At 48.2% G+C, this 26446-nt stretch carries 24 protein-coding genes and 2 riboswitches; of the genes, 23 read left to right on the forward strand and 1 reads right to left on the reverse strand.

Annotated features, from left to right (window positions below):
* The first annotated feature begins 183 nt into the window (after positions 1-183).
* From ACWJJ5_RS16150 to guaA, 4 genes are all read left to right on the forward strand, one after another.
* Positions 184-1146, forward strand: a complete 963-nt coding sequence (locus ACWJJ5_RS16150) for an AAA family ATPase (RefSeq protein ID WP_128575069.1) — start codon at positions 184-186, stop codon at positions 1144-1146.
* Positions 1146-2315, forward strand: a complete 1170-nt coding sequence (locus ACWJJ5_RS16155; RefSeq protein WP_146283760.1) for a DUF58 domain-containing protein — start codon at positions 1146-1148, stop codon at positions 2313-2315. Before ACWJJ5_RS16150 ends, ACWJJ5_RS16155 begins: the two co-directional genes overlap by 1 nt.
* An 18-nt stretch (positions 2316-2333) precedes the next feature.
* The gene (locus ACWJJ5_RS16160; protein ID WP_454022536.1) at positions 2334-4541 is read left to right on the forward strand and encodes a DUF4129 domain-containing transglutaminase family protein; all 2208 of its coding nucleotides are present in this window, start codon (positions 2334-2336) and stop codon (positions 4539-4541) included.
* Positions 4542-4704: 163 nt separating this feature from the next.
* Positions 4705-6246, forward strand: coding sequence for a glutamine-hydrolyzing GMP synthase (gene guaA / locus ACWJJ5_RS16165; protein WP_007408887.1), 1542 nt, complete (start codon positions 4705-4707; stop codon positions 6244-6246).
* 196 nt (positions 6247-6442) lie between these two features.
* Here the strand turns inward: guaA and ACWJJ5_RS16170 are convergent, their stop codons facing one another.
* Positions 6443-7210 (reverse strand): GNAT family N-acetyltransferase, encoded by a 768-nt coding sequence (locus tag ACWJJ5_RS16170; RefSeq protein WP_049628018.1) that lies wholly within the window; start codon positions 7208-7210, stop codon positions 6443-6445.
* A gap of 327 nt (positions 7211-7537) precedes the next feature.
* Between ACWJJ5_RS16170 and ACWJJ5_RS16175 the strand changes: the two genes are divergently transcribed.
* From ACWJJ5_RS16175 to purD, 19 genes are all read left to right on the forward strand, one after another.
* A complete protein-coding gene (locus tag ACWJJ5_RS16175; protein ID WP_454022537.1) occupies positions 7538-8071 on the forward strand; it encodes a sigma-70 family RNA polymerase sigma factor in 534 nt (177 codons plus the stop codon).
* Positions 8053-9495, forward strand: coding sequence for a DUF4179 domain-containing protein (locus ACWJJ5_RS16180; protein WP_101562790.1), 1443 nt, complete (start codon positions 8053-8055; stop codon positions 9493-9495). Before ACWJJ5_RS16175 ends, ACWJJ5_RS16180 begins: the two co-directional genes overlap by 19 nt.
* A gap of 124 nt (positions 9496-9619) precedes the next feature.
* Positions 9620-9721, forward strand: a riboswitch (purine riboswitch).
* A gap of 133 nt (positions 9722-9854) precedes the next feature.
* Complete coding sequence (locus tag ACWJJ5_RS16185) at positions 9855-11177, forward strand: NCS2 family permease (protein ID WP_088461587.1); 1323 nt, start codon at positions 9855-9857, stop codon at positions 11175-11177.
* 197 nt (positions 11178-11374) lie between these two features.
* Complete coding sequence (locus ACWJJ5_RS16190; RefSeq protein ID WP_014304542.1) at positions 11375-12157, forward strand: hypothetical protein; 783 nt, start codon at positions 11375-11377, stop codon at positions 12155-12157.
* A gap of 138 nt (positions 12158-12295) precedes the next feature.
* Complete coding sequence (locus ACWJJ5_RS16195; RefSeq protein WP_003155777.1) at positions 12296-12469, forward strand: Fur-regulated basic protein FbpA; 174 nt, start codon at positions 12296-12298, stop codon at positions 12467-12469.
* Positions 12470-12587: 118 nt separating this feature from the next.
* Positions 12588-13142: a DUF2179 domain-containing protein gene (locus tag ACWJJ5_RS16200; RefSeq protein WP_014469850.1), complete on the forward strand. Its 555-nt coding sequence runs from the start codon at positions 12588-12590 to the stop codon at positions 13140-13142.
* Complete coding sequence (locus ACWJJ5_RS16205) at positions 13139-13336, forward strand: NETI motif-containing protein (RefSeq protein ID WP_007609843.1); 198 nt, start codon at positions 13139-13141, stop codon at positions 13334-13336. Before ACWJJ5_RS16200 ends, ACWJJ5_RS16205 begins: the two co-directional genes overlap by 4 nt.
* 78 nt (positions 13337-13414) lie before the next feature.
* Positions 13415-13516, forward strand: a riboswitch (purine riboswitch).
* A gap of 132 nt (positions 13517-13648) precedes the next feature.
* A complete protein-coding gene (gene purE / locus ACWJJ5_RS16210; RefSeq protein ID WP_003155768.1) occupies positions 13649-14137 on the forward strand; it encodes a 5-(carboxyamino)imidazole ribonucleotide mutase in 489 nt (162 codons plus the stop codon).
* On the forward strand, positions 14091-15272 hold the full coding sequence (gene purK / locus ACWJJ5_RS16215) for a 5-(carboxyamino)imidazole ribonucleotide synthase (protein ID WP_454021865.1): 1182 nt from the start codon (positions 14091-14093) through the stop codon (positions 15270-15272). The genes purE and purK overlap by 47 nt, the downstream gene beginning before the upstream one ends.
* Positions 15272-16564, forward strand: a complete 1293-nt coding sequence (gene purB / locus ACWJJ5_RS16220) for an adenylosuccinate lyase (protein ID WP_007408896.1) — start codon at positions 15272-15274, stop codon at positions 16562-16564. The genes purK and purB overlap by 1 nt, the downstream gene beginning before the upstream one ends.
* 75 nt (positions 16565-16639) lie before the next feature.
* A complete protein-coding gene (gene purC / locus ACWJJ5_RS16225; protein ID WP_146283754.1) occupies positions 16640-17359 on the forward strand; it encodes a phosphoribosylaminoimidazolesuccinocarboxamide synthase in 720 nt (239 codons plus the stop codon).
* A complete protein-coding gene (gene purS, locus ACWJJ5_RS16230) occupies positions 17359-17613 on the forward strand; it encodes a phosphoribosylformylglycinamidine synthase subunit PurS (RefSeq protein WP_003155758.1) in 255 nt (84 codons plus the stop codon). The genes purC and purS overlap by 1 nt, the downstream gene beginning before the upstream one ends.
* Positions 17610-18293 carry a phosphoribosylformylglycinamidine synthase subunit PurQ gene (purQ, locus tag ACWJJ5_RS16235; RefSeq protein ID WP_198863519.1) on the forward strand — a complete coding sequence of 228 codons (684 nt, stop codon included), beginning with the start codon at positions 17610-17612 and terminating at the stop codon, positions 18291-18293. Before purS ends, purQ begins: the two co-directional genes overlap by 4 nt.
* On the forward strand, positions 18277-20505 hold the full coding sequence (purL, locus tag ACWJJ5_RS16240) for a phosphoribosylformylglycinamidine synthase subunit PurL (protein ID WP_454022538.1): 2229 nt from the start codon (positions 18277-18279) through the stop codon (positions 20503-20505). The genes purQ and purL overlap by 17 nt, the downstream gene beginning before the upstream one ends.
* On the forward strand, positions 20481-21911 hold the full coding sequence (purF, locus tag ACWJJ5_RS16245; RefSeq protein WP_060674456.1) for an amidophosphoribosyltransferase: 1431 nt from the start codon (positions 20481-20483) through the stop codon (positions 21909-21911). The genes purL and purF overlap by 25 nt, the downstream gene beginning before the upstream one ends.
* 91 nt (positions 21912-22002) lie before the next feature.
* Positions 22003-23043 (forward strand): phosphoribosylformylglycinamidine cyclo-ligase, encoded by a 1041-nt coding sequence (purM, locus tag ACWJJ5_RS16250; RefSeq protein ID WP_454022539.1) that lies wholly within the window; start codon positions 22003-22005, stop codon positions 23041-23043.
* Complete coding sequence (gene purN / locus ACWJJ5_RS16255) at positions 23040-23627, forward strand: phosphoribosylglycinamide formyltransferase (RefSeq protein WP_454022540.1); 588 nt, start codon at positions 23040-23042, stop codon at positions 23625-23627. The genes purM and purN overlap by 4 nt, the downstream gene beginning before the upstream one ends.
* The gene (purH, locus tag ACWJJ5_RS16260) at positions 23624-25162 is read left to right on the forward strand and encodes a bifunctional phosphoribosylaminoimidazolecarboxamide formyltransferase/IMP cyclohydrolase (protein WP_160249086.1); all 1539 of its coding nucleotides are present in this window, start codon (positions 23624-23626) and stop codon (positions 25160-25162) included. Before purN ends, purH begins: the two co-directional genes overlap by 4 nt.
* 14 nt (positions 25163-25176) lie before the next feature.
* Positions 25177-26445, forward strand: a complete 1269-nt coding sequence (gene purD / locus ACWJJ5_RS16265; protein WP_255764166.1) for a phosphoribosylamine--glycine ligase — start codon at positions 25177-25179, stop codon at positions 26443-26445.
* The last annotated feature ends 1 nt before the right edge of the window (position 26446 follow it).

Below are 26446 nucleotides of genomic sequence, written 5' to 3' on the forward strand. Positions count from 1 at the left end.
TTGACCATTCACACGTTCATATGGAGCCTCTCAAGCTGAAATAAAGCTTCCTTTCTAAAGGGAGCTTTTTTCCTTTTTCGGACTGGAAACAATTCGCTGGAAACGTTTTTTTATACTGTTTATATTTTGTGGTAAAGTTAGGTTACGATAATTGAAATTTGAGAGATGACTAGGAGGAGAAGAATGGCTTATAAAGAAGAGCTGCATCCGCTGCTGGAGAAAGCCGTTGAGCATATTGAAAACATCATCATAGGAAAACGGGATATCGCCATACTCAGTCTGGCCGCCATTCTCGCAAAAGGGCATGTGCTGCTGGAAGACGTGCCGGGAGTCGGAAAAACGATGATGGTCCGGGCTTTGGCCAAGCTGATCGGAGCTGACTTTAAGAGGATTCAGTTCACGCCGGATCTTCTGCCGTCAGATGTGACGGGTGTCTCTATTTATAATACGAAAACAATGGAATTTGAATACCGCCCGGGACCGATCATGGGGAATATCGTGCTGGCTGATGAAATTAACAGAACCTCTCCGAAAACGCAGTCTTCCCTGCTTGAGGCGATGGAGGAAGGGAATGTCACGATTGACGGAAAGACAATGCGGCTGGCTGAGCCGTTTTTCGTCATGGCCACACAAAACCCGGTTGAATATGAAGGAACGTATCCGCTTCCCGAAGCCCAGCTTGACCGGTTTTTATTTAAGCTGCGCATGGGCTACCCGACTGCCGAGGAGGAGCTTCGGGTTCTGTCTTTGCAGGAAGGGCGCAATCCGCTTGAAACAATCGAGCCCGTCATTTCTAAAGAACAGTTTATCAGCCTTCAGCAAAAACTGGAGCAGGTGCGGGTGGATGATGGAATTAAAGCGTATATCGTCGGAATTACTCAGCATACCCGCCGGCATCCGTCCGTACATCTGGGCGTCAGCCCGCGCGGTTCAATTTCATTAATGAAAGCCGCGCAGGCGTACGCGCTGCTTCATGACCGCGATTACGTCATTCCTGATGACGTCCAGTATTTGGCTCCGTATACGCTGCCGCACAGAATGATCTTGACCGCCGAGGCGAAATTTAACGATGTGACGGCGGAAGCAGTTATAGAGAACATCGTGCAAACGGAAAAAGTTCCCGTTCAAAGGATGTCGGTCCGCTAATGAGAAAGAAGATGCATTGGCTTCTATATGGCTGGAAGCTGCTTATGTTGGCCGTACTGACGGCGGCTGTCTTTTCTTATGCCATGTTTCAGGGCGGATTTGTGAGCTGGTTTTTATTTTATGCGTTTTTGCCGTTTACCGTTTACGCCGGGCTGGTCGCTGTGTACCCGCTGCGGGCGTTTCAGGTGACGCGTGACGTGTCCTCCGCCCAGTTAACCTCAGGCGACAGGCTGTCTGTCACCATCAGGCTGACGAGGCGCCTGCCGTTTCCGCTGACATATATGGTCATTGAAGATGTGATGCCGGAAACGCTTGGCGAGAGGCGCAGTGCGAAGCAGCTTGTGTTTCCGTGGTTTCAAAGGAAGCTGACGTTACAATATGAGCTGCCGCAGGTGCCGCGCGGAGAGCATCATTTACATACGATAAGAGTGCGGACGGGAGATGTTCTCGGGCTTTTGGACAAGACGGCGTCGTTTTCCGTAACGGATACGGTTCTGGTTTTCCCGGCGTACGGGCCTGTTCACTATAAGCCGCAGGCTGCATCCGGAGAAGAGGGTGCGGGTGCCGGCGCTCCGTTTCAGGTACACCGCACAGCAATGGCTGCGAGCGTCAGAAATTATCAGCCGGGCGACCGGTTTTCCGCACTTGACTGGAAAACATCGGCTCGGCGAAATGAGCTGATGACGAAGGAATTTGACCCGCTGCAGAGTATGAATATGATTCTCCTTTTGGACTGCAGGCCGTCCCCTTCGTTTGAAGCCGCGGTGTCAGCTTCGGCATCCCTGCTTTACACGGCGCTTGTGAAGGGCTCTCCCGCAGGATTTATTTCATTGGGGAGCGACCGGACTGTATTTCCCGTCCGGGAGGGAGACCGGCATTTCAGAAAGATGCTGCGTTACCTGGCATCAGCTTCAGAATCGGAAGAAGCTGATGCAGGCGGGCGTTTAGGAAAAGAACTAGGTAAAGCTTCCATTGCCGTCGTGACGGGCAGTCTTACAGAAGACCTTCTCAAACAGGCTGAGCCCGGCCGTGCTGACATGACGGTGTTTTTGGCGAAAGAAACGAATGCCGCGCTTTCGGAGAAAGAACGGAAACTCGCTCTCATCTTCGCTCAGAAAAATATTAAGGTGCAAATGATCAGGGGCAAACAGGTGTCCCATGTTGTTTAGAAAGAGAGGTGGCGCGCCATGCCGCATGACGAGAACCAGGGAAGCAGGCTGAGTCTGCTGCTGTTTTATTTTCTCGCTTTTTTATTGTTATGGGAATGGCTCAGGCCGCTGCACAATTTTACGGATACAAAACATACCGGTTTTTTCATCGTTTTTATCGGTTTGGCATTTCTGCTGTCATTCTTCCGGATGAGGTGGTACGTCACCGTGCCGTCCTGCATTCTGTTTACGTTGATCAGTATTCACGTCCTGTTTTATAAAGGTTCTATTTTTCAGCCGGAATGGCTCGTTTCTTTTTTGCGGGACGTGATGCAAAATGCCCGCCACATCGGGACCGGAAGATGGAATGATATGAATCCGTCATTCCGCACGTTGCTGTTTTTTGTGCTTTTATGGCTGCTCGTGTATTTGCTGCATTACTGGGTGATCTATCAGCGGAAAATCTTATTCTTTTTTATCATGACGGTGGCGTATATCACCGTGCTTGATACGTTTACTCCTTATGATGCCGCGTACGCCGTCATCCGGATCGTCTTTATCGGCTTTTTGATGATGGGGCTTTTGTATATGGAGCGCATCAGGCTTACGGAACACATAGCGTTTAAAAAAAGATTGATACTCAAATGGTTTCTGCCGCTGATGCTGTTTATCTGCGCTTCCGTCGTGTTCGGTCTGGCGGCTCCGAAATCAGATCCGAACTGGCCTGACCCCGTGCCGTTTCTAAAAAAAATCACAAACCACAAAGAAGTGCCCGCCGCCGAAAGCAAAATCGGCTACGGCAATCATGATGAAACATTGGGCGGCCCTTTTCAGGAGGATGATACGCCGGTTTTTACATGGAAGGGAAAAGAACGGGCGTACTTCCGGGTGGAAACGAAAGATACATACACCGGAAAAGGCTGGGTGGAGACCGATCAGGGCATGTCCTATAAACTGAACGGCGGCAATGTGGAAGATGTATGGTTTGACCGGAGTGTGCAGACGAGACGGTATACGGCACAGGTGTCCATTGATGAGAATTATCTCTATAATCATGTCATGTATCCGATCGGCGTCTCCAATATTAAACCGAAGCACTCGATTCAGCTTGAAATGAACGGAAACACCGAGCAAATTACGCCGGTCAGTGAACAAGTGGGCAACATCCGCAATATGGGACGGTACACGGTGACTTTTCAGGCGCCCGTCTTTAAGCTGAATGATCTCAGAAAAGTGAAAGTGAAACGATACCGTGAGCAGAATCAATTCAATGACCGGTATTTACAAGTCCCCGACAGCCTTCCGGGAAGAGTGAGACAGCTTGCGGACAGACTGACGCGGGATCATTATAATATGTTCGATAAAGCGAAGGCGATCGAGGATTATCTCGGATCTTCCGCATTTTCGTATAATACCCAGGATGTCGCGGTTCCGGAGCACAATCAGGATTATGTCGATCAATTTCTGTTCGAAACGAAAAGAGGATATTGTGATAACTTTTCATCGGCAATGGCCGTGCTGCTCCGCTCTGCGGGAATTCCCGCCCGTTGGGTGAAGGGCTATACATCCGGCGAATATAAAGGGGCAGGCGACCATAACGGCCACATTTATGAAGTCACAAACAACAACGCCCATTCGTGGGTAGAAGTGTATTTTCCCGATCAGGGCTGGGTGACGTTTGAGCCGACAAAAGGCTTCACCAATCCGACGGAGTTTACGTCAGAGCAAAATCATACCGCGGCAAAAGACAGCGGAGGCTCAGCGGGGAATTCGGATTCACCGTCTGACAAGCAGCGTCAGGAAACAAAGCCGGAAAAAGAAGAAACACCGAAAAAGCGGGATCACAGCGCGGCACCGCAGCCTGTGATCCGCAACAAAACCGCGGCACACCTGTGGCCGTATGCAGCCATCGTCATCGTAATTTCAGCCGCGGCGGCACTCGCCTGGCTGTTCCGGGCGCGCTGGATTCCGCACGTTACAGCAGCCAGATTGAAGCGGCGAACGGATGAAGACGTCTTTTTCGACGCATATGCCGCGCTGCTCCGCCAGCTGAAACGAAAAGGTTTCAGCAGGGGAGACGGAGAAACACTCCGCGATTTTGCCGCGAGGATTGACGAGGCGCACCATACAAACGACATGTCCGAGCTGACGCTGCGCTATGAGCGGGCCTTATACCGCAGCGATAATGCCGCGGAGCTTTGGAATGAATCGGGACAGTTGTGGGAAAATATAATTAAAACAAGATAGTCTTGACCGCATATCGTCCTGTTGTTAGAATAAATGAATGTTAAATGGGAGCCCGGGAGCGTTAAAAAGCCGGGCTTCCGGACAAGTCTTGCGCGACAGAGGGCTGAACGTTTGTCCTCCGTTTTTTCTGTGTCAAAAACTTAGAGGAGATTAGGTGACAACCATGACGAAGTTAGTGAATGAAATGATTCTTGTTCTTGATTTCGGCAGTCAGTATAACCAGCTGATTACCCGCCGGATCCGTGAATTTGGCGTATATAGCGAGCTGCACCCCCATACGTTGACAGCTGAGGAAATCAAAGAAATGAATCCAAAAGGAATTATCCTTTCAGGCGGACCGAACAGTGTATATGATGAAGGATCTTTCCGCTGTGACGAAAAAATCTTTGAACTCGATATTCCTGTATTAGGCATCTGCTACGGCATGCAGCTGATGACTCATTACCTCGGAGGAAAAGTCGAGGCGGCAAGCCAGCGCGAATACGGAAAAGCCAACATTCAGATTCAAGGAACTCCTGACTTGTTCAAAGATCTTCCGGAAGAACAAGTTGTCTGGATGAGCCACGGCGATTTGGTTGTAGAAGTTCCAGAGGGCTTCACTGTTGACGCAACAAGCCATCACTGCCCGAATTCAGCGATGAGCAAAGCGGACAAGAATTGGTACGGCGTTCAGTTCCACCCGGAAGTGCGCCACTCTGAATACGGCAATGATCTTCTGAAAAACTTTGTATTCGGCGTTTGCGATTGTGAAGGCAAATGGTCAATGGAAAACTTTATCGAAATCGAAATGCAAAAAATCCGTGAAACAGTCGGAGACAAGCAGGTTCTTTGCGCGCTAAGCGGCGGTGTTGATTCCTCTGTTGTGGCCGCTTTAATTCATAAAGCGATCGGCGACCAGCTGACTTGTATTTTCGTCGATCACGGCCTGCTTCGTAAAGGCGAAGCTGAAGGCGTCATGAAAACGTTCAGCGAAGGCTTTAATATGAATGTCATTAAAGTTGATGCGAAAGACAGATTCTTAAACAAGCTGAAAGGTGTTTCTGATCCAGAGCAAAAACGTAAAATCATCGGCAACGAATTCATTTACGTATTTGATGATGAAGCGGACAAGCTGAAAGGCATCGATTATCTTGCGCAAGGAACGCTTTACACGGATATTATCGAGAGCGGTACTGCAACGGCGCAAACGATCAAATCGCATCACAATGTCGGCGGACTTCCTGAAGATATGCAGTTTGAACTGATCGAGCCGCTGAACACCCTTTTCAAAGACGAAGTGCGCGCGCTTGGCACAGAGCTCGGCCTTCCGGATGATATCGTATGGCGTCAGCCGTTCCCGGGCCCTGGCCTTGGCATCCGCGTACTCGGTGAAGTAACGGAAGAAAAGCTTGAGATCGTTCGTGAATCAGACGCGATTCTTCGTGAAGAAGTGGCGAACCACGGCCTAGAGCGCGACATCTGGCAGTACTTCACGGTTCTTCCTGACATCCGCAGCGTCGGCGTCATGGGAGATGCGAGAACGTATGATTACACAATCGGTATCCGTGCCGTAACATCAATCGACGGCATGACATCTGACTGGGCGCGTATCCCTTGGGATGTGCTTGAAGTGATTTCAACACGGATCGTCAACGAAGTGAAACACATCAACCGCGTCGTGTATGACATTACGAGCAAGCCGCCTGCAACGATTGAGTGGGAATAGTCAAAAGAAGCTTAGAATCCTTGGTTTATAAGGGTTCTAAGCTCTTTTTTTCTTTTATAGCAACAATTGATCCAATATTATTAATTGAACCGTGAATTTTAAAAACTCTCTTGGAACAAGTATTCCTTAATGAGATAATAATTAATGTTGTTTTAGAATAAGGTTTGTTCAAATTAAGCAAATTAAAGGAACCTCCTTATTCAAATACAACCATTTCACCGACATCTGTAAATCCAAATCGCTTATAGATATTTTTTCCATCATCTGAAGCCTGTAATACCACTGGTTTTTGTTTATCCTTTGTTTGATTTAGAAGAAATTGAAACATTTCACTGCCAATTCCTTTACCTCTAAATGTTTCTTTTGTCATCACATCATAAATACCATAGCTATCTTTGGTTTCTATTAATAAACCAGTAGTTACAGGCATTTCATCTATGCATCCAATAAACATTTGAACTTCTGAACCTAATTTTACTTGTGAAAACCTATTAAAATAACTTTCTAATGCATCTTTTTCTGGTGTTCCCTCAAATAAGCTCATGAATACGTCTATATATTTTAAAAGTTCTTCATCATTTTTCACAGCAGTAATCATAAGCTGATGGGAAATTCTTTGCCCGGCATTAAGAGTATTTTCAAGTTTCATCATTACATTACGTTCCGCTTCTTTTAGATCATATTCTTGTATAAGTTTAGTCCAATCCTCAGTTAAATACTGAGCATCAATCCAAATACTAAAGGGATATTTTTTATATGAAAAATTATCGATTCCATGTCTGATCTTAACTGTATTTTTGATATTTGGAGATTTCGGCAATATTACATTGAATGTATCAGTAGGAATTTTTGTATTTGCTATGATGAAATCTTCTTCCTTTGTAAGCTCTCCGCTAACTGTATGAGTAAATGATTTTAATTTTTCTTCCAAATTGTTTATGACTAATTGTTGATTTGTAATCATGTTTTTGCACCTTTCAATTTGATTTAGTGCGCTTTTTTTATTATAAGGTCAACTAAAACACTAAAAATACAGTGTTCACAGTATTTCCCCCCTCCCATAATATTCAGAACACGGGGGGCAATATTTTTATGGTAACTTCTAAATGAAGGAACTGCAAACCCCCAAAAGGCTTGATATTCAATAAATTAATTCTTATAATGTTTAGAAAGCATTGAGTGGGAATAAATGAAGATAAAAAGCGTCTCTTTTAAAAAAGAGGCGTTTTTTTTTATCTTTTTGAAACCGTTTTGCCCCGATTTATATCTAACAGCATAGGAGGTGGATAAGGTGAAGGAAGAACGATTGATCAAAAAGGCGAAAAAAAGTGATGCCTCAGCCTTTGAAAAACTGATCACAGCACACCAGGATACTTTATATAAAACAGCTTATCTCTATTTGCATCACAAAGAAGATACGCTGGACGCAGTGCAGGAAACGGCTTACAAGGCTTTTCTTCATATCGCGCAGCTGAAGGAGCCGAAATATTTTAAAACGTGGCTGATCCGGATTCTGCTTCATACGATTTTTGCGATGAGGAAAAAGCACGGAGACGTCATTCCGTTTGAGCCGCAGCACGATACGCGCGCGGAGAATAAGAACATTGAAGAATACATAGATCTTCGGAATGCTCTGGAAACGCTTGACGAACATATACAGCTGACCATTCAGCTTTATTATTTTCAAGATTTCTCGATTGCTATGATCGCTGAACAGACCGGAATGGCGGAAGGCACTGTAAAAACGCATCTGCACAGGGCGAGAAAAGCATTGAAGCAGGAGCTGGAAAAGGAGGATAAACACATATGGAAAAGCATCAAATGAAGCAATTGTATCAGAACATTGACGTGCCGAAAGCTGAATTGAAAAACGTGATACACAGCGCTGCTGTCCGTGCCGGAAAAGAAGGCGCCGTCAGACGGAGATGGGGACGAAAAGTGATAAACGGCCTCGCGGTTGCTGCTGCTTTGTTTATTCTGTATCTGTCCTCAGGCTTGTTCATGCCCTCCGTTAATACGGCTATGGGAAACATTCCTGTTGCCGGACAAATTTACAGTCTGTTTCAGGATAAGGCAGGTTCTGCGCTGTTTAAAAGCAATTTGGTGACAAAATTGAACGAGAAAGCGGAATCACGCGGAATCACGGTGACAGTGAAAAGTGTGTATTACGACAGCGGACAGCTCGTTTACAATTTTATCGTTGATAATTTGAAATCAGATGAGGAGAGCATCTCTTTTCAAGTTGATTATAAAGATCCACGGAATATGTTAGCAGAGGATTATGACAGCAGTGATATGAAAAAAATGAAAGACGGGCGGTACGCGGGGCAGCTTCGCCTGTTCACGGACGGCTCAAAGCTGAAAGACGGTGATAAGCTTCCGCTTGTCATTACACAAATCAAGGATATCCCTGGAAACTGGCGCTTTACACTTCCGATCAAAAAACAAAAGTCCGTTTCTCTTGAAGGAACGAAAGCTGTGAATGTAAATCACGGATTATACCGTTTTTTCGATATCCGGGCGGAAAACGGAACGATGGGATCGGCTCTCCTGTATTCTATCGACTTCTATGATGCAGCTAAAAATGATACCATCTCGATTGACGAAGCAACGGATGATGCTGGAAACCATTATGAAATGACGATGTCGAATATTGAACTTGGCGGCAGGAAGAATCTTCCCGGCGGCGGGAAAAGAATACGCGGCCAAACTCAATTCAGCAAACCGATAGACCCGAAAGCGAAAACACTTTTCATAACGGGTAATTTAAAATCAGAATCAGAGCCGGGAGAAATCGTGCCTCTGAAAACAAAACTGCCCGTCAGTTATAAAACGAAACATCATCATGTCGGCATTACCATCAAAAAGATCAAACAGCAAGACAGACGGGTAATTGTCGATTATCAATTCAGCGGAATTGATGTAAGCAAGGCGGATGAAGATCAGCTGATGAATGTCGGTGAATCAATCGGTCTCGGCAATACGAAAAAAATGAAAACTTGGCCATCGCTTAATGAGTATGAAAAAGGCTATTATCTGAAAGGGAATAAGGCGAAAGTCACGAATCTTAAAACGGGTGAAATGGAATCCGTTTTTGAATTGGATGATTCATCCGATAAAGACTATTCATTGCGCGATTTCTCATTCGATTCATATGCTTTGTACGTCAATCAAACGGTTATGAACTTGCTGGCGGATGACAAGGGGATTACATTCGCGGTGCCGGTTCGGCCTGCGGACGGAAAATAATGTCGGGAAGGCGGCTTTTGCCGTCTTCCATTTTTGGTCAATTAACGAATAAACCAAATTTTTTTAACGGGATTGTTCGTTTTTTTTTATTGAGTTTTCAAAATTGAATTGATACAATAGACTCAGAAATCAAATATGCAGATATCGTATAATGGCGGGGATATGGCCCGCAAGTTTCTACCAAGCTACCGTAAATGGCTTGACTACGGATCAATCTCAATCGTTTGATATAAATAATCCATTCTTATTTATTCAGACTGAACGTATGTAGTCAAGCGTCCCAAAATGTTATTTGGGGCGTTTTTTATTTGGCGGATAACGGGCAGAATAAATGGGAGAGAATGAAGGAGGCAATTGGCTTGAAGCAATTTTTTCAGTTTGATGAGCTGGGGACAAGCTATCGTAATGAAATCATCGGCGGTTTAACGACCTTTTTGTCAATGGCGTACATTCTGTTCGTCAATCCGCTGACATTGTCTTTAAACGGTGTGAAAGGATTTCCAGAAGCATTAAAAATTGATCAGGGCGCGGTGTTCACCGCTACAGCCTTGGCATCTGCGGCCGGCTGTATTTTAATGGGGCTCATTGCAAAGTATCCGATCGCGATTGCGCCGGGTATGGGATTAAATGCGTTTTTTGCCTTCTCTGTCGTACTCGGCATGGGGATTTCATGGCAGGCTGCGCTTTCCGGCGTCTTGATTTCCGGAATTATCTTCGTGGCGCTTTCGCTGACGGGATTGCGGGAAAAAATCATTAATGCGATTCCGCCTGAGCTGAAATTGGCGGTCGGCGCGGGTATCGGTTTGTTTATCACATTTGTCGGTTTGCAGGGTTCGGGCATTATTGAAGCGAACTCATCGACTTTGGTGTCTATCGGCAATATTCACAGCGGCCCTGTGCTGCTGACGGTTTTCGGTGTTATTGTGACGGTCATTCTGATGGTGCTTCGCGTAAACGGCGGCGTGTTTATCGGAATGCTTCTGACGGCGGTTGCCGGTATGATCTGCGGGCTGATTCCGGTTCCGACACACATTGTCGGCAGCGTGCCGAGTCTTGCGCCGACTTTCGGACAGGCGTGGATGCACCTTCCGGATATCTTCTCCGTACAAATGCTGATTGTCATTTTAACGTTCCTGTTCGTCGGATTTTTCGATACGGCCGGTACGCTGGTAGCTGTAGCGACACAGGCCGGATTGATGAAGGAAAACAAACTTCCGCGTGCGGGAAGAGCGCTTTTGGCAGATTCAACATCAATCGTTATCGGAGCCGTACTCGGTACGTCTACAACGACTTCTTATGTTGAATCCAGTTCAGGCGTTGCGGCGGGGGCGCGCTCCGGGTTCGCGGCTATTGTGACGGGCATTCTCTTTTTGCTGGCGATGTTTTTCTCGCCGCTTCTGTCAGTTGTCACCACGAATGTGACGGCTCCGGCTTTAATTATCGTCGGCGCGCTGATGGTGGCGCCGCTCGGTAAGATCGCCTGGGATAAATTCGAGGTGGCTGTTCCGGCATTTTTAACGATGATTATGATGCCGCTGACGTACAGTATTGCGACGGGGATTGCGATCGGTTTTATTTTCTACCCGATTACAATGATCTGCAAAGGAAAAGGAAAAAGCGTTCACCCGATTATGTACGGGCTGTTCGTCATCTTTATCCTGTATTTCATCTTCTTGAAATAACGGAAAAACCGGCTGAGGACAGCCGGTTTTTTGTTTTTGTCCTATTCCGTAAAACCAATACATACTATAAAACGTCATGTGGGTGTCCGGGTGAAGAAAACCGCTTGACTGTTTAAGGCCGCTTCGGTACCTTATATAAGTGTTTTATTTTCTTGCTTAACAAATTCCGCCGTATTTTTTTGATAGGAGTTGCTGACATGACGGAAGAAAGAAAAGAAACGTTGGAAGAAGAAAAACAGCATCAGGGAACTGATGAAGAACCGCTGTCGAGAATGTCCAGAAATGCGGGACGTTATCAAAAGCAAAAGAAAAAAGAAAAGGAACGGCGCCCGGCTCCGGCTTTTACAGAAAAACTCGCTTCTGCATGGGCCGCTGTCAAACGTTATTGCCGTTTCGCGCTGCGCATTTTGACATCACCGGTGAAGGTCGTTGGGGAAGACGGCTTTTCCCGCTTTAAATATGCTCTTATTTCAATGCTTGTATTCAGTATCTTTTTCTCAATCGGAAATTGGTTTCAGCTGAGGGCAAGCCAGCAAAGGCCTCTCGGATACGGGGAGCGGCATCATACGTTTTTTGACGGCTTTACCGTCGTTCTCGTGTATACGCTCGTCTTTTTTGCCGCTGCGGCGGGAGCGGTCTGGCTTGTATCACGTTATATGATGAAGCAGAAAATTACGATGCGGGATGCGGCCGCGGGAGTCGGATCGCTATTGGTTCCGGCTGTCGCCTGCTCTATCGTGTGGATGATTTTCGCGATATTGAATCTGCCGGTCATCACCGTGGTGTTTACAGCGCTGACCTTGTTTCTGGCCGCCTCGGCGATGGTGCAGTTTGTGCAGATTCTATACAAATCGGCTGAAAAGCCTGCGGCTGACGTGATGTACTGTATTTCCGCGGCGGTCATCATCATGCTCGTTTTTACGGCTGTGACATGGCCGCTCATTTCCGAGTACTTTACTGCTTCGCTGATTCCTTTATAAGTCGAAATTTGTCTTTCACAATGTTTACAAATTTTTCTAATAAAGCGTGTTGTTTTGAGGACCCGGCCGAGATATGATGAGAGCAACAGCAATTCGAAAGCGGCACTACTCTTTATGATTCGGAAAGGGATGATGAAGATGGCCCCGTTGTTGCGAGAAGCCATTAATCGGAAAAAACAGCACCTGAGGACAAAACTGATCCGCTCTGGGTTTTATCAAGACCATGTTCAGGAACTGTCCGGATACACGCTGAGTGAACTTGAGAAGGAATATGAAGCCGTCAAACGATTGAAAAAAGCCGAGCTTCACTGATAAGAGCTTGAAAGTCTGCCTTGCGGGGCGGGCTTTTTTTTCTTTTGAAAATGATGAAAAGAGGGTAAACTATCCTTAATTGAAAGATTGGCTTTTCAAAGTCAGAGGAGGGGAATCAGTGATGCAGACAATTTTATCCAACAGTATAGGTATGGTTCTCATTATTCTCATCATTAACATTATATATGTCTCTTTCTTTACGATCAGGATGATTCTGACATTAAAGGGACAGCGCTATTTCGCCGCAGGCATCAGTACGATTGAAATCCTTGTATATGTGACCGGCCTGAGTCTCGTTCTCGGCAATCTGAATCAAATTCAAAACGTCATTGCCTATGCGCTCGGCTACGGCCTCGGCGTCATAGTGGGAATGAAAATTGAAGAAAAACTGGCGCTCGGCTACATAACAGTCAACGTCATTACGAAAGAGCTTGATCTGGACCTGCCGAAACAGCTCCGGGAAAAAGGATACGGTGTTACAAGCTGGGTTGCGGGCGGACTTGAAGGAGACCGGACCGCCATGCAGATTCTGACGCCGCGCAAATATGAGCTTCAGCTTTATGATACGATTAAAACGCTTGATGAAAAAGCGTTTATCATCGCCTTTGAGCCGAAAACGATCCACGGCGGATTCTGGGTGAAAGCAGTGAAGAAGAGGAGAATTAAGGAATGACAAAGCCAAAAAAGAAACGGTTTGAAGTAACAGAAGATGAAACGATTGACACCATTCTCACTTTAATGAAGGAAGAGGGTTATATGCCCGTCCGGCGGATGGAAGAGCCGATCTTTACAGAAAAGAAAGAAAATGGATCAATTCAAGTCGTTCCTTGCGGGAAAAAAATCGTATTTGAAGGGAAATTGATCTAAACACGAACATTAAAAGAAAGAATTTTTATATCGTTCGATAATGTCGTTGACATTATCCAAGTCCGTTGTTAAGATAAACATGAAATCAAAACACGACCTCATATAATCTTGGGAATATGGCCCATAAGTTTCTACCCGGCTGCCGTAAACGGCCGGACTATGCAGGAAAGTGATAAACAGCTGACATGGATATCGCAGAAGCGAACGACTGACGATACGCGCGCCATGCCCGGTTTGTATTGCTTCCTCATAGTTGCAATATAAGCCGGGCTTTTTTTTCTGAAAAACAAAGCATGAGAAGGTGGGAACAGAATGCAGCCGCTAGCAGGAATCATCATGGGAAGCACCTCCGATTGGGAGACAATGAAACATGCATGCGACATACTTGACGAACTTCACATTCCTTATGAAAAACAGGTAGTATCCGCGCACCGGACGCCTGATTTGATGTTTGAATATGCAGAAAGCGCCAGAGACAGAGGCTTAAAAGTCATTATTGCCGGAGCTGGTGGAGCGGCGCATTTGCCGGGGATGACGGCGGCCAAAACGACGCTGCCGGTGATCGGCGTACCGGTTCAGACAAAATCGCTTAACGGGCTTGATTCTCTTCTGTCTATCGTACAGATGCCCGGCGGCGTGCCGGTCGCGACGACGGCGATCGGAAAAGCGGGCGCAGTGAACGCGGGTCTGTTAGCCGCGCAGATTTTGTCGGCATTTGACGGTGACATTGCGGATAAACTAGAGGCGAGAAGAAATGCGACAAAACAAACGGTGCTGGAAAGCAGTGATCAGCTTGTCTGATAAAAAAACGATTTATCCCGGCGCCGTCATCGGCATTATCGGAGGCGGACAGCTCGGAAAAATGATGGCTGTCGCCGCAAAACAGATGGGCTATAAAGTCGCAGTCGTCGATCCCGTGAAAGACTCGCCATGCGGACAGATCGCCGATATTGAGATTACCGCCCAGTATAATGACCGTGAAGCGATTCAAAAATTGGCCGGAGTCAGTGACATCATTACGTACGAATTTGAAAATATCGATTACGAGGCGCTCAACTGGCTCAAAGAACATGCATATCTTCCCCAGGGAAGCGAGCTGCTGCTTATCACCCAAAACAGGGAAACGGAAAAAAAGGCGATCCAGTCAGCAGGCTGTCAAGTCGCTCCTTATCGGATCGTAAACAGCGGACGGGAGCTTGAGGAAGCTGTTCAGGCACTGGGGCTCCCGGCGGTGCTGAAAACATGCCGCGGCGGATATGACGGCAAAGGCCAATTTGTCATTAAGGAAGAAGGACAGACAGATGAAGCGGCCGCGCTGCTAGAAAACGGCACGTGCATACTGGAAAGCTGGGTATCATTCCGGATGGAGCTTTCCGTTATCGTGACGAGATCGGCTCACGGTGAGATTTCAACCTTTCCGGCTGCTGAAAATATCCATAAAAATAATATTCTGTTCCAAAGCATCGTGCCCGCGAGAGCGGAGGAAACGGTTCAAAAGCGGGCAGAGGCGCTTGCCGTTCAGCTCGCGGAGAAATTGGAGCTTGTCGGGCCGCTTGCGGTGGAAATGTTCGTCACAGAAGACGGAAACCTTTTGATCAATGAACTGGCGCCGCGTCCTCACAACTCCGGGCATTATACGCTCGACCTTTGTGAAACGAGCCAGTTCGAACAGCACATCAGAGCAGTCTGCGGACTTCCTCTCGGCAGAACCGATCTTCTCAAACCGGGGATGATGGTGAATCTGCTCGGTGATGAAGTGAAGCTTGCGGAGGAGCATACGGAGCTTTTAAAAGAAGCCAAACTGTACCTGTACGGAAAACATGAGATTAAAAAAGGCCGCAAAATGGGGCATATGACATTTTTGCGGAAGCCTGATGAAACATGGATTCAGGACATCACGAACATATGGATGAAAAGAGACGGAGGACGAGCATAATGATCGAACGTTATTCAAGACCTGAAATGTCCGCGATCTGGACGGACGAAAACAGATACCAGGCATGGCTGGAAGTCGAGATTTTAGCCTGTGAAGCCTGGGCTGAGCTTGGCGTCATTCCGAAAGAAGACGTCAAGGTCATGCGCGAAAACGCGTCTTTTGACATCAACCGCATTTTGGAAATCGAGCAGGATACGCGCCATGACGTCGTTGCATTTACCCGCGCGGTTTCAGAATCATTAGGCGAAGAAAGAAAATGGGTCCACTACGGCCTGACGTCAACAGATGTCGTGGATACCGCTCTTTCCTATCTATTAAAACAGGCGAATGAGATCTTGCTCAAGGACATTGAGAGATTTGTTGACATTATAAAAGAAAAAGCGAAAGAACATAAATATACGGTCATGATGGGCCGCACGCACGGCGTACACGCGGAACCGACGACTTTCGGCCTGAAGCTCGCGCTTTGGCACGAAGAAATGAAACGCAACCTTGAACGTTTCAAGCAGGCAAAAGAAGGGATCGAAGTCGGGAAGCTTTCCGGCGCGGTCGGCACATATGCAAATATTGATCCGTTCGTAGAGCAGTATGTCTGCGAAAAACTCGGCCTGAAAGCGGCGCCGATTTCCACTCAGACATTACAGCGCGACCGTCATGCGGATTACATGGCGGCACTGGCTTTGATCGCGACGAGCATTGAAAAATTCGCAGTGGAAATCCGCGGTCTGCAAAAGAGTGAAACACGTGAAGTGGAAGAGTTTTTTGCAAAAGGACAAAAAGGCTCATCGGCTATGCCTCATAAACGGAATCCGATCGGGTCGGAAAATATGACGGGCATGGCGCGCGTGATCCGCGGGTACATGCTGACGGCATACGAAAATGTACCGTTATGGCATGAGCGTGATATTTCTCATTCATCAGCTGAACGCATCATTCTTCCTGACGCGACAATCGCGCTGAATTACATGCTGAACCGATTCAGCAATATCGTCAAAAACTTAACGGTATTCCCGGAAAATATGAAACGCAACATGGACCGCACACTCGGTTTAATCTATTCTCAGCGCGTGCTGCTCGCTTTAATCGACACGGGTCTGCCTCGTGAAGAAGCATATGACACGGTTCAGCCGAAAGCGATGGAAGCGTGGGAAAAACAAGTGCCGTTCCGCCAGCTTGTCGAAGCGGAGGAAAAAATCACGTCCCGCCTCACACCGGAACAGATTGCCGATTGCTTTGACTACAATTATCATCTGAAAAACGTCGACTTGATCTTTGAGCGTTTAGGTTTATAGAAGAAGCCAGCCGGAGGCGGCTTCTTCAGCCGCCTTAGATTGAATATTCCCAACATTCGGGTTAGGAGGCCTTCCGTGAATATTGTGAACAATAATCTTCTTTATGAAGGAAAAGCGAAACGAATTTATCAAACTGAAGACGAACAGATTCTCCGCGTGGTCTACAAGGATTCCGCAACAGCCTTTAACGGTGAGAAAAAAGCGGAGATCAGCGGAAAGGGCCGTCTGAACAATGAAATTTCAAGCCTGATTTTCAAACATCTGCACGCCAAAGGAATTGACAACCACTTTGTGGAGCGTGTTTCAGAATCAGAGCAGCTCATCAAAAAAGTGAGCATCATTCCGCTTGAAGTCGTGGTCAGAAACATTGCCGCCGGAAGCATGTCGAAACGTCTCGGCATCCCGGAAGGAACTGAGCTTCCGCAGCCGATTATCGAATTTTACTACAAGGATGACGCACTGGGTGATCCGCTCATCACTGAAGATCATATCTGGCTCTTAAAAGCAGCGGCTCCTGAGCAGGTCAAAACGATCAAATCGATTACAAACCAGGTGAATCAAGAGCTGCAGCATATTTTTGAAGGCTGCGGCGTCAGATTAATAGATTTTAAGCTGGAATTCGGCTTAGACGGAGAGGGACGGGTGCTTTTAGCGGATGAAATTTCTCCTGACACGTGCCGTCTGTGGGACAAAGACACAAACGAAAAGCTCGATAAAGATTTGTTCAGACGGAACCTGGGAAGCTTAACCGACGCATATGAAGAGATTTTCAAAAGACTGGGAGGCATTTCATAATGTATAAAGTGAAAGTTTATGTCAGCTTAAAAGAAAGTGTGCTCGATCCTCAAGGAAGCGCGGTGCAGCATGCATTGCACAGCATGACCTACAATGAAGTGCAGGATGTGCGCATCGGAAAATACATGGAGCTGACGATCGAAAAATCTGACCGCGATCTTGACGCGCTCGTGAAAGAAATGTGTGAAAAGCTTCTTGCCAATACAGTCATTGAAGACTACCGATATGAAGTTGAGGAGGTTGTCGCACAGTGAAATTTGCGGTGATTGTGTTACCCGGCTCCAACTGTGATATTGATATGTTTCACGCCGTAAAGGACGAACTCGGCGAAGAAGTCGAGTATGTCTGGCACGAGGAAACAAGCCTTGACGGATTTGACGGCGTGCTCATCCCCGGCGGGTTTTCATACGGCGACTACTTGAGATGCGGCGCCATCGCCAGATTCGCAAACATCATGCCGGCCGTGAAAAAAGCGGCTGCCGAAGGAAAACCGGTTCTCGGCGTCTGCAACGGATTCCAGATTCTGCAGGAGCTCGGACTTCTGCCCGGCGCCATGAGACGCAACAAAGATTTAAAGTTCATCTGCCGCCCGGTTGAATTAATCGTGCAGAACGGCGATACGTTATTCACATCTTCCTATGAAAAAGGACAATCGATTACGATTCCGGTTGCCCACGGCGAAGGCAATTTCTACTGTGATGACGAAACGCTTGAAAGATTAAAAGAAAACAATCAAATCGCCTTCATATACGGCGGCGATATTAACGGAAGCGTCAGCGGCATTGCCGGCGTCGTGAATGAGAAAGGCAACGTATTAGGCATGATGCCTCACCCTGAGCGCGCAGTCGATGAACTGCTCGGCAGCGCAGACGGTCTTACATTGTTCCGGTCTATCGTGAAAAATTGGAGGGAAACTCATGTCGCTACTGCTTGAACCAAGTAAAGAACAAATAAAAGAAGAGAAACTCTATCAGCAAATGGGTGTCAGTGATGACGAGTTCGCACTCATTGAATCTACTATCGGAAGATTGCCGAACTACACGGAAATCGGGATTTTTTCCGTGATGTGGTCAGAGCACTGCAGCTATAAAAACTCAAAACCGGTTTTACGCAAATTCCCGACTAGCGGCGAACGCGTGCTGCAGGGTCCCGGAGAAGGCGCGGGAATCGTTGACATCGGTGACAATCAGGCGGTCGTGTTCAAAATTGAATCGCATAACCATCCGTCAGCGCTTGAGCCATACCAGGGTGCTGCGACCGGAGTGGGCGGTATCATCCGTGACGTTTTCTCAATGGGCGCCCGTCCGATAGCTGTATTAAACTCTCTTCGATTTGGTGAACTCACTTCACCTCGTGTGAAGTACTTGTTTGAAGAAGTAGTGGCGGGAATCGCGGGATACGGAAACTGTATCGGCATCCCGACGGTCGGCGGAGAAGTGCAGTTTGACGCAAGCTATGAAGGCAATCCGCTTGTCAATGCAATGTGCGTCGGCTTGATTGATCATAAAGATATTAAAAAAGGCCAGGCGAAAGGTGTCGGCAACACGGTCATGTACGTCGGCGCTAAAACGGGCCGCGACGGCATACACGGCGCTACTTTCGCATCAGAAGAAATGTCAGATTCATCTGAAGAAAAACGTTCTGCCGTGCAGGTCGGCGATCCTTTCATGGAAAAACTTCTCCTGGAAGCATGCCTTGAAGTCATCCAATGCGACGCCTTAGTCGGCATTCAGGATATGGGGGCGGCCGGTCTGACAAGTTCGAGTGCTGAAATGGCAAGCAAAGCCGGCTCCGGCATTGAAATGAACCTTGATCTCATTCCGCAGCGGGAAACGGGTATGACCGCTTACGAAATGATGCTTTCCGAGTCTCAGGAACGCATGCTTCTCGTCATTGAACGCGGACGTGAACAGGAAATTGTCGATATTTTTGATAAATATGATCTTGAAGCGGTTTCCGTAGGTCATGTTACGGATGATAAAATGCTCCGCCTCCGCCATAACGGAGAGGTTGTTTGCGAACTTCCGGTCGACGCGCTGGCGGAAGAGGCGCCTGTATACCACAAACCGTCAGCGGAACCTGCGTACTACCGCGAGTTTCAGGAAACAGAAGTTGCCGCGCCTGAAGTGAAAGATGCGACAGAGACGCTTTTTGACCTGCTGCAGCAGCCGACAATCGCCAGCAAAGAGTGGGTGTATGATCAATATGACTACATGGTGCGCACAAATACGGTGGTCGCTCCCGGCTCTGACGCGGGAGTGCTCAGAATCCGCGGCACGAAAAAAGCGCTGGCGATGACGACGGATTGCAACGCCCGTTATTTATATCTTGATCCAGAAGAAGGCGGAAAAATCGCCGTTGCCGAAGCGGCGCGCAACATCGTATGCTCCGGCGCCGAACCGCTTGCGGTCACGGATAATCTGAATTTCGGAAACCCGGAAAAACCTGAAATTTTCTGGCAGATCGAAAAAGCGGCCGACGGCATCAGCGAGGCGTGCAATGTTCTCAGCACACCCGTCATCGGCGGTAACGTATCACTTTATAATGAATCGAACGGAACGGCCATCTACCCGACGCCTGTTATCGGCATGGTCGGCTTAATTGAAGATACCGCTCATATTACGACACAGCATTTCAAACAAGCGGGGGATCTTGTATACGTGATCGGCGAAACAAAACCTGAGTTTGCCGGAAGCGAACTGCAAAAAATGACAGAAGGCCGCATTTACGGCAAAGCGCCGCAAATCGATCTTGATATAGAGCTGTCACGCCAAAAAGCATTGCTTGACGCAATTAAAAAAGGCCTCGTTCAATCCGCGCATGACGTATCAGAAGGCGGCTTAGGCGTAGCGATTGCTGAAAGCGTCATGACGACGGAAAACCTTGGCGCCAACGTGACTGTTGAAGGGGAAGCGGCGTTATTATTCTCTGAATCTCAATCCCGCTTCGTCGTTTCGGTCAAAAAAGAACACCAAGCGGCGTTTGAAGCAGCTGCGGCTGATGCGGTTCATATCGGTGAGGTAACGGCTGACGGACTTCTGGCGATTCAAAACCAGGACGGACAACAATTGGTTCACGCGCAAACGAAAGAACTTGAGCGCGCGTGGAAAGGAGCTATTCCATGCTTGCTGAAATCAAAGGCCTGAATGAAGAATGCGGTGTGTTTGGCATCTGGGGACATGAAGAAGCCCCGCAAATTACGTATTACGGCCTCCACAGCCTCCAGCACAGAGGGCAGGAAGGCGCGGGAATTGTCGCGACTGACGGCGAAAAACTGACGGCGCACAAAGGCCAAGGGCTGATTACTGAAGTATTTCAAAACGGCGAGCTCAGCAAAGTAAAGGGAAAAGGCGCGATCGGGCACGTTCGTTACGCAACGGCTGGAGGGGGCGGATATGAAAATGTTCAGCCGCTCCTGTTCCGTTCGCAAAACAACGGCAGCCTCGCGCTCGCCCATAACGGCAACTTGGTCAACGCCACACAGTTGAAGCAGCAGCTTGAAAACCAAGGGAGCATTTTTCAGACTTCCTCCGATACGGAAGTGCTGGCTCATCTGATTAAACGCAGCGGACACTTTTCGCTGAAGGATCAGATCAAAAATTCGCTATCTATGCTGAAAGGCGCTTATGCCTTTTTAATCATGACAGAAACAGAGATGATTGTAGCGCTTGACCCGAACGGACTCAGACCGCTGTCAATCGGCATCATGGGCGATGCTTATGTGGTCGCTTCAGAAACGTGCGCATTTGACGTCGTCGGCGCAACGTACCTTCGCGAGGTAGAGCCGGGCGAAATGCTGATCATCAACGATGAAGGCATGAAATCAGAGCGCTTTTCCATGAATATCAACCGTTCCATCTGCAGCATGGAGTACATTTATTTCTCAAGACCTGACAGCAATATCGACGGCATTAACGTGCACAGCGCCCGGAAAAACCTCGGGAAAATGCTTGCCCAGGAGTCAGCGGTTGAAGCGGATGTCGTCACAGGCGTGCCTGATTCCAGTATTTCTGCGGCCATCGGCTATGCCGAGGCAACGGGCATCCCGTACGAACTCGGTCTCATTAAAAACCGTTATGTCGGCAGAACGTTTATCCAGCCGTCACAGGCTCTCCGTGAGCAAGGCGTCAGAATGAAGCTGTCCGCCGTCCGCGGTGTTGTCGAAGGAAAACGGGTCGTCATGGTTGATGATTCCATCGTGCGCGGGACGACAAGCCGCCGGATTGTCACAATGCTCAGAGAAGCGGGGGCGACAGAGGTGCACGTCAAGATCAGTTCACCGCCGATCGCTCATCCGTGCTTCTACGGCATCGACACATCAACCCATGAGGAGCTGATCGCTTCTTCTCATTCCGTGGAAGAAATCCGTCAGATCATCGGAGCCGACACGCTTTCTTTCTTAAGTGTAGACGGATTGTTAAAAGGAGTCGGCCGAAAATTTGAAGACACCAATTGCGGACAATGCCTCGCTTGTTTTACGGGCAAATATCCGACGGAAATTTATCAGGATACAGTGCTTCCTCACGTAAAAGAAGCGGTGCTGACAAAATAAAATGTGAAAATGACATAAAGGCAGCGGGAATTCAGGCTGCCTTTCTCTTTCTGCCTTTTAAGGAGAAACGAATTGACAAGGAGTGATAGGGATGTCTGATGCTTATAAAAATGCCGGAGTTGACATCGAAGCCGGATACGAAGCCGTCAAACGAATGAAAAAACACGTGGAGCGCACGAAAAGGCTCGGCGTTATGGGAAGCCTGGGCGGTTTTGGCGGAATGTTTGATCTGTCAGAGCTTCCGTATCAAAAGCCTGTTTTAATTTCCGGAACAGACGGTGTCGGCACCAAGCTGAAACTCGCATTTTCAATGGATAAGCATGACACGATCGGCGTCGATGCGGTCGCGATGTGTGTAAACGATGTGCTTGCCCAGGGAGCGGAGCCGCTGTTTTTCCTTGATTATTTGGCGGTCGGCAAAGCTGATCCTGTGAAAATTGAGCAGATCGTTCAGGGCGTGGCGGACGGATGCGAGCAGTCAGGATCAGCGCTTATCGGCGGTGAGACGGCGGAAATGCCGGGGCTTTATACGTCTGATGAATACGATATTGCGGGCTTTTCAGTCGGCGTCGCGGAAAAAGACGAAATCGTCACCGGTGAACATATCGAAGAGGGGCATCTCTTAATCGGACTTACTTCAAGCGGCCTTCACAGCAACGGATTCTCCCTGGTGAGAAAAGTGCTTCTTGATGACGGCGGACTTGATTTGGATACTGTCTATGAACCGTTTGCGCGTCCTCTCGGAGAAGAATTGCTGGAACCGACGAGAATATATGTGAAGCCGGTGCTCAAGGCGGTGAAAAGCGGTAAGGTGGACGGCATGGCGCATGTGACAGGCGGAGGATTCATCGAGAATATCCCGCGAATGCTGCCGGACGGATTGAGCGCGGAAATTGATCACGGCTCATGGCCGATCCCGCCGATTTTTCCGTTTCTGCAGGAGCACGGCAAGCTGAAAGAAGAAGAAATGTTCAATGTCTTTAATATGGGCATCGGTTTTGTCCTTGCCGTTAAAGAAGAAAACCTGACAGACGTCATCAGCACGCTTGAAGCTCAGGACGAGAAGGCTTATCTGATCGGCCGGGTCAAGCGGGGCGAAGGCATTTCTTTCGGCGGTGCGGCTCTTTCATGAAAAAGTTTGCGGTATTTGCTTCAGGAAACGGATCGAACTTCGAGGCCATTGCCAAACGCATGAGAGAAGAGAAGTGGGATGCGGAGCTCTCGCTTCTCGTGACGGATAAGCCTCAGGCAAAGGCGGCGGAAAGGGCGGAGGCTCTACATATCCCGTCATTCGCCTTTGAACCGTCATCTTTTGAAAACAAAGCGGCCTTTGAACGGGCCATTATTGAACAGCTGTGTCTGCACGGGGCGGAATTAATCGTTCTCGCCGGCTATATGAGACTGATTGGAGATACGCTGCTTGAAGCATACGGGGGCCGCATTATTAATATACATCCCTCACTTCTTCCGGCATTCCCTGGGATTGACGCTGTCGGACAGGCGTATCGGGCGGGTGTGAAAGTGGCGGGCATTACCGTTCATTACGTCGACGAAGGCATGGACACCGGACCGATTATCGCGCAAAAAGCATTCGAAATACAGGAAAACGATACGCTTGAAGACATAGAGCATACAATACACGAGCTTGAGCACAAATGGTATCCGAGCGTTGTGAAGCGGCTGCTGGGACTAAATAACAGAGGTGAAAAGGCATGACAATCAAACGCGCACTAATCAGTGTTTCTGATAAAACAAATCTCGTACCTTTCGTAAGGGAACTGACAGAGCTCGGCGTCGAAGTCATTTCGACCGGAGGAACAAAAAAACTTCTTCAGGAAAACGGTGTGGATGTCATCGGCATTTCAGAAGTGACCGGATTTCCTGAAATTATGGACGGACGGTTAAAAACGCTCCATCCTAATATTCACGGCGGACTGCTTGCCGTAAGAGATAATGAAGAGCATATGGCGCAGATCAATGAGCACGGCATTGCACCGATTGACCTTGTGGTCGTCAACCTTTATCCGTTTAAAGAAACGATTTCAAAAGAAGACGTAACATACGATGAAGCGATAGAAAACATTGATATCGGCGGCCCAGGCATGCTGCGCGCTGCATCGAAAAACCATCAGGATGTGACGGTCATCACAGATCCGGCCGATTACAGCTCCGTGCTCAATGAGATGAAAGAACACGGCGGCGTTTCGCTCAAAAGAAAACGCGAGCTTGCGGCCAAAGTATTCCGCCATACCGCGGCATACGACGCATTAATCGCTGATTACTTAACACGCGAGGCCGGTGAGAAAGACCCTGAGCAATTCACCGTTACTTTTGAGAAAAAACAGTCGCTCCGCTACGGTGAAAACCCTCACCAAGAGGCGGTTTTCTACCAAAGCGCACTTCCTGTCTCCGGTTCCATCGCGGCGGCAAAACAGCTTCACGGCAAAGAGCTTTCTTACAACAACATTAAGGACGCGGATGCGGCCGTTCAAATCGTCCGGGAATTTACAGAACCCGCAGCTGTTGCCGTTAAACATATGAATCCGTGCGGAGTCGGTACGGGAGCTTCAATTGAGGAAGCATTCAATAAAGCGTATGAAGCTGATAAAACCTCCATTTTCGGCGGCATCATCGCGCTGAACCGTGAAGTTGATCAGACTACGGCTGAAGCCCTTCACGGCATCTTTTTAGAAATCATTATCGCCCCTTCTTTCAGTGAAGAAGCGCTGAACGTGCTGACGGCGAAGAAAAACCTTCGTCTGCTCACGCTTGACGTGACCGCATCAGGAAAGAAAGAAAAACAGCTGACTTCCGTACAGGGCGGTCTTTTGATTCAAGATTTAGACGTCCATGGATTTGATGACGCCGACATCAGCATTCCGACAAAAAGAGAGCCGAGCGAGCAGGAATGGGAAGATTTGAAGCTGGCCTGGAAAGTCGTCAAACACGTGAAATCGAACGCGATCGTCCTTGCAAAAGACCATATGACGGTCGGTGTGGGCGCAGGACAGATGAATCGCGTCGGTTCAGCCAAAATCGCCATTGAGCAGGCCGGAGAAAAAGCAAAAGGCAGCGCGCTCGGATCAGACGCGTTTTTCCCGATGCCGGATACAGTCGAAGAAGCCGCAAAAGCCGGTGTCACGGCGATTATCCAGCCCGGCGGATCGGTCCGCGATGAAGATTCGATTAAAAAAGCGGATGAATACGGAATCGCCATGGTATTCACCGGCATCAGACATTTCAAACATTAAGGGGGGAACGAAGCGTGAATGTATTGATTATCGGAAAAGGCGGCAGAGAGCATACATTGGCTTGGAAAACGGCGCAAAGCCCGCTTGTTGACACGGTGTACGCCGCGCCCGGAAATGACGGTATGGCAGACTGCGCGACACTGGTCAACATTGAAGAAAGCGATCATGCCGCACTCATTGCGTTTGCGAAAGAACATCATGTCGGGCTGACGATTATCGGCCCTGAAGTTCCTCTGATTGAAGGGATAGCCGACCAGTTTGAAAAAGCCGGACTGCTTGTTTTCGGACCGTCTGAAAAAGCGGCTATTATTGAAGGAAGCAAACAGTTTGCCAAGGATTTAATGAAAAAATACGGCATTCCGACGGCGGAGTACGAGACGTTTACTTCATTTGAAGAGGCGAAAGCATATGTACAGCAAAAAGGCGCGCCGATTGTCATTAAAGCGGACGGACTTGCCGCCGGAAAAGGTGTCACAGTCGCGATGACGGAAGAAGAAGCGATTGAATGCCTGCACGATTTTCTTGAGGATGAGAAATTCGGGGAGGCGAGCGCATCTGTTGTCATTGAAGAGTTCCTCGCCGGCGAAGAATTTTCTTTAATGGCGTTTGTAAAAGGGGAGACCGTCTATCCGATGGTCATCGCTCAAGACCATAAACGCGCCTTCGATGGAGACAAAGGGCCGAATACGGGCGGAATGGGCGCCTACTCACCGGTGCCGCACATTTCCGATAATATCGTCAGAAGCGCAGTCGAAACGATTGTGAAGCCGGCGGCAAAAGCAATGGTGAAAGAGGGGCGCTCCTTCACGGGCGTGCTGTACGCGGGGCTGATTCTGACGGAAGACGGATCAAAGGTCATTGAATTCAACGCGCGCTTCGGAGATCCGGAAACACAGGTCGTCGTGCCGAGAATGGAATCTGACCTCATTCAGGTGCTCTTAAATCTTCTGCATGAGAAAGATGTTGACCTAAGATGGAAGGATACGTCCGCGGTCAGCGTTGTCCTGGCTTCTGAAGGCTATCCGGAAGGCTATGCGAAAGGGACGCCGATCGGCAGTTTGACGTCCGCTGAAGACGGGATCGCCGTTTTTCATGCCGGAACGAAAAAAGACGGCGGACAATTTGTTACGAACGGCGGCCGGGTCGCCAATGTCACGGCATTTGCTGAGACATTTGAAGCGGCGAGGGATAAAGTGTACAGCGCCGTTTCAGGGCTGACAAAACCCGGACTGTTTTACAGAAGCGATATCGGCGCCCGTGCGCTGAAAGCATCGCAGCGATAAA

Source organism: Bacillus sp. JK74 (assembly GCF_053663395.1).

Coding starts and splice junctions, on each gene's coding strand:
- purE (WP_003155768.1), top strand. CDS start 13,649: ATGCAGCCGCTAGCAGGAATCATCATGGGAAGCACCTCCGATTGGGAG.
- ACWJJ5_RS16150 (WP_128575069.1), top strand. CDS start 184: ATGGCTTATAAAGAAGAGCTGCATCCGCTGCTGGAGAAAGCCGTTGAG.
- purM (WP_454022539.1), top strand. CDS start 22,003: ATGTCTGATGCTTATAAAAATGCCGGAGTTGACATCGAAGCCGGATAC.
- purL (WP_454022538.1), top strand. CDS start 18,277: ATGTCGCTACTGCTTGAACCAAGTAAAGAACAAATAAAAGAAGAGAAA.
- ACWJJ5_RS16180 (WP_101562790.1), top strand. CDS start 8,053: ATGGAAAAGCATCAAATGAAGCAATTGTATCAGAACATTGACGTGCCG.
- guaA (WP_007408887.1), top strand. CDS start 4,705: ATGACGAAGTTAGTGAATGAAATGATTCTTGTTCTTGATTTCGGCAGT.
- purK (WP_454021865.1), top strand. CDS start 14,091: ATGCGACAAAACAAACGGTGCTGGAAAGCAGTGATCAGCTTGTCTGAT.
- ACWJJ5_RS16170 (WP_049628018.1), bottom strand. CDS start 7,210: ATGATTACAAATCAACAATTAGTCATAAACAATTTGGAAGAAAAATTA.
- purH (WP_160249086.1), top strand. CDS start 23,624: ATGACAATCAAACGCGCACTAATCAGTGTTTCTGATAAAACAAATCTC.
- purS (WP_003155758.1), top strand. CDS start 17,359: ATGTATAAAGTGAAAGTTTATGTCAGCTTAAAAGAAAGTGTGCTCGAT.
- ACWJJ5_RS16155 (WP_146283760.1), top strand. CDS start 1,146: ATGAGAAAGAAGATGCATTGGCTTCTATATGGCTGGAAGCTGCTTATG.
- purN (WP_454022540.1), top strand. CDS start 23,040: ATGAAAAAGTTTGCGGTATTTGCTTCAGGAAACGGATCGAACTTCGAG.
- ACWJJ5_RS16160 (WP_454022536.1), top strand. CDS start 2,334: ATGCCGCATGACGAGAACCAGGGAAGCAGGCTGAGTCTGCTGCTGTTT.
- purF (WP_060674456.1), top strand. CDS start 20,481: ATGCTTGCTGAAATCAAAGGCCTGAATGAAGAATGCGGTGTGTTTGGC.
- ACWJJ5_RS16205 (WP_007609843.1), top strand. CDS start 13,139: ATGACAAAGCCAAAAAAGAAACGGTTTGAAGTAACAGAAGATGAAACG.
- ACWJJ5_RS16195 (WP_003155777.1), top strand. CDS start 12,296: ATGGCCCCGTTGTTGCGAGAAGCCATTAATCGGAAAAAACAGCACCTG.
- purB (WP_007408896.1), top strand. CDS start 15,272: ATGATCGAACGTTATTCAAGACCTGAAATGTCCGCGATCTGGACGGAC.
- ACWJJ5_RS16190 (WP_014304542.1), top strand. CDS start 11,375: ATGACGGAAGAAAGAAAAGAAACGTTGGAAGAAGAAAAACAGCATCAG.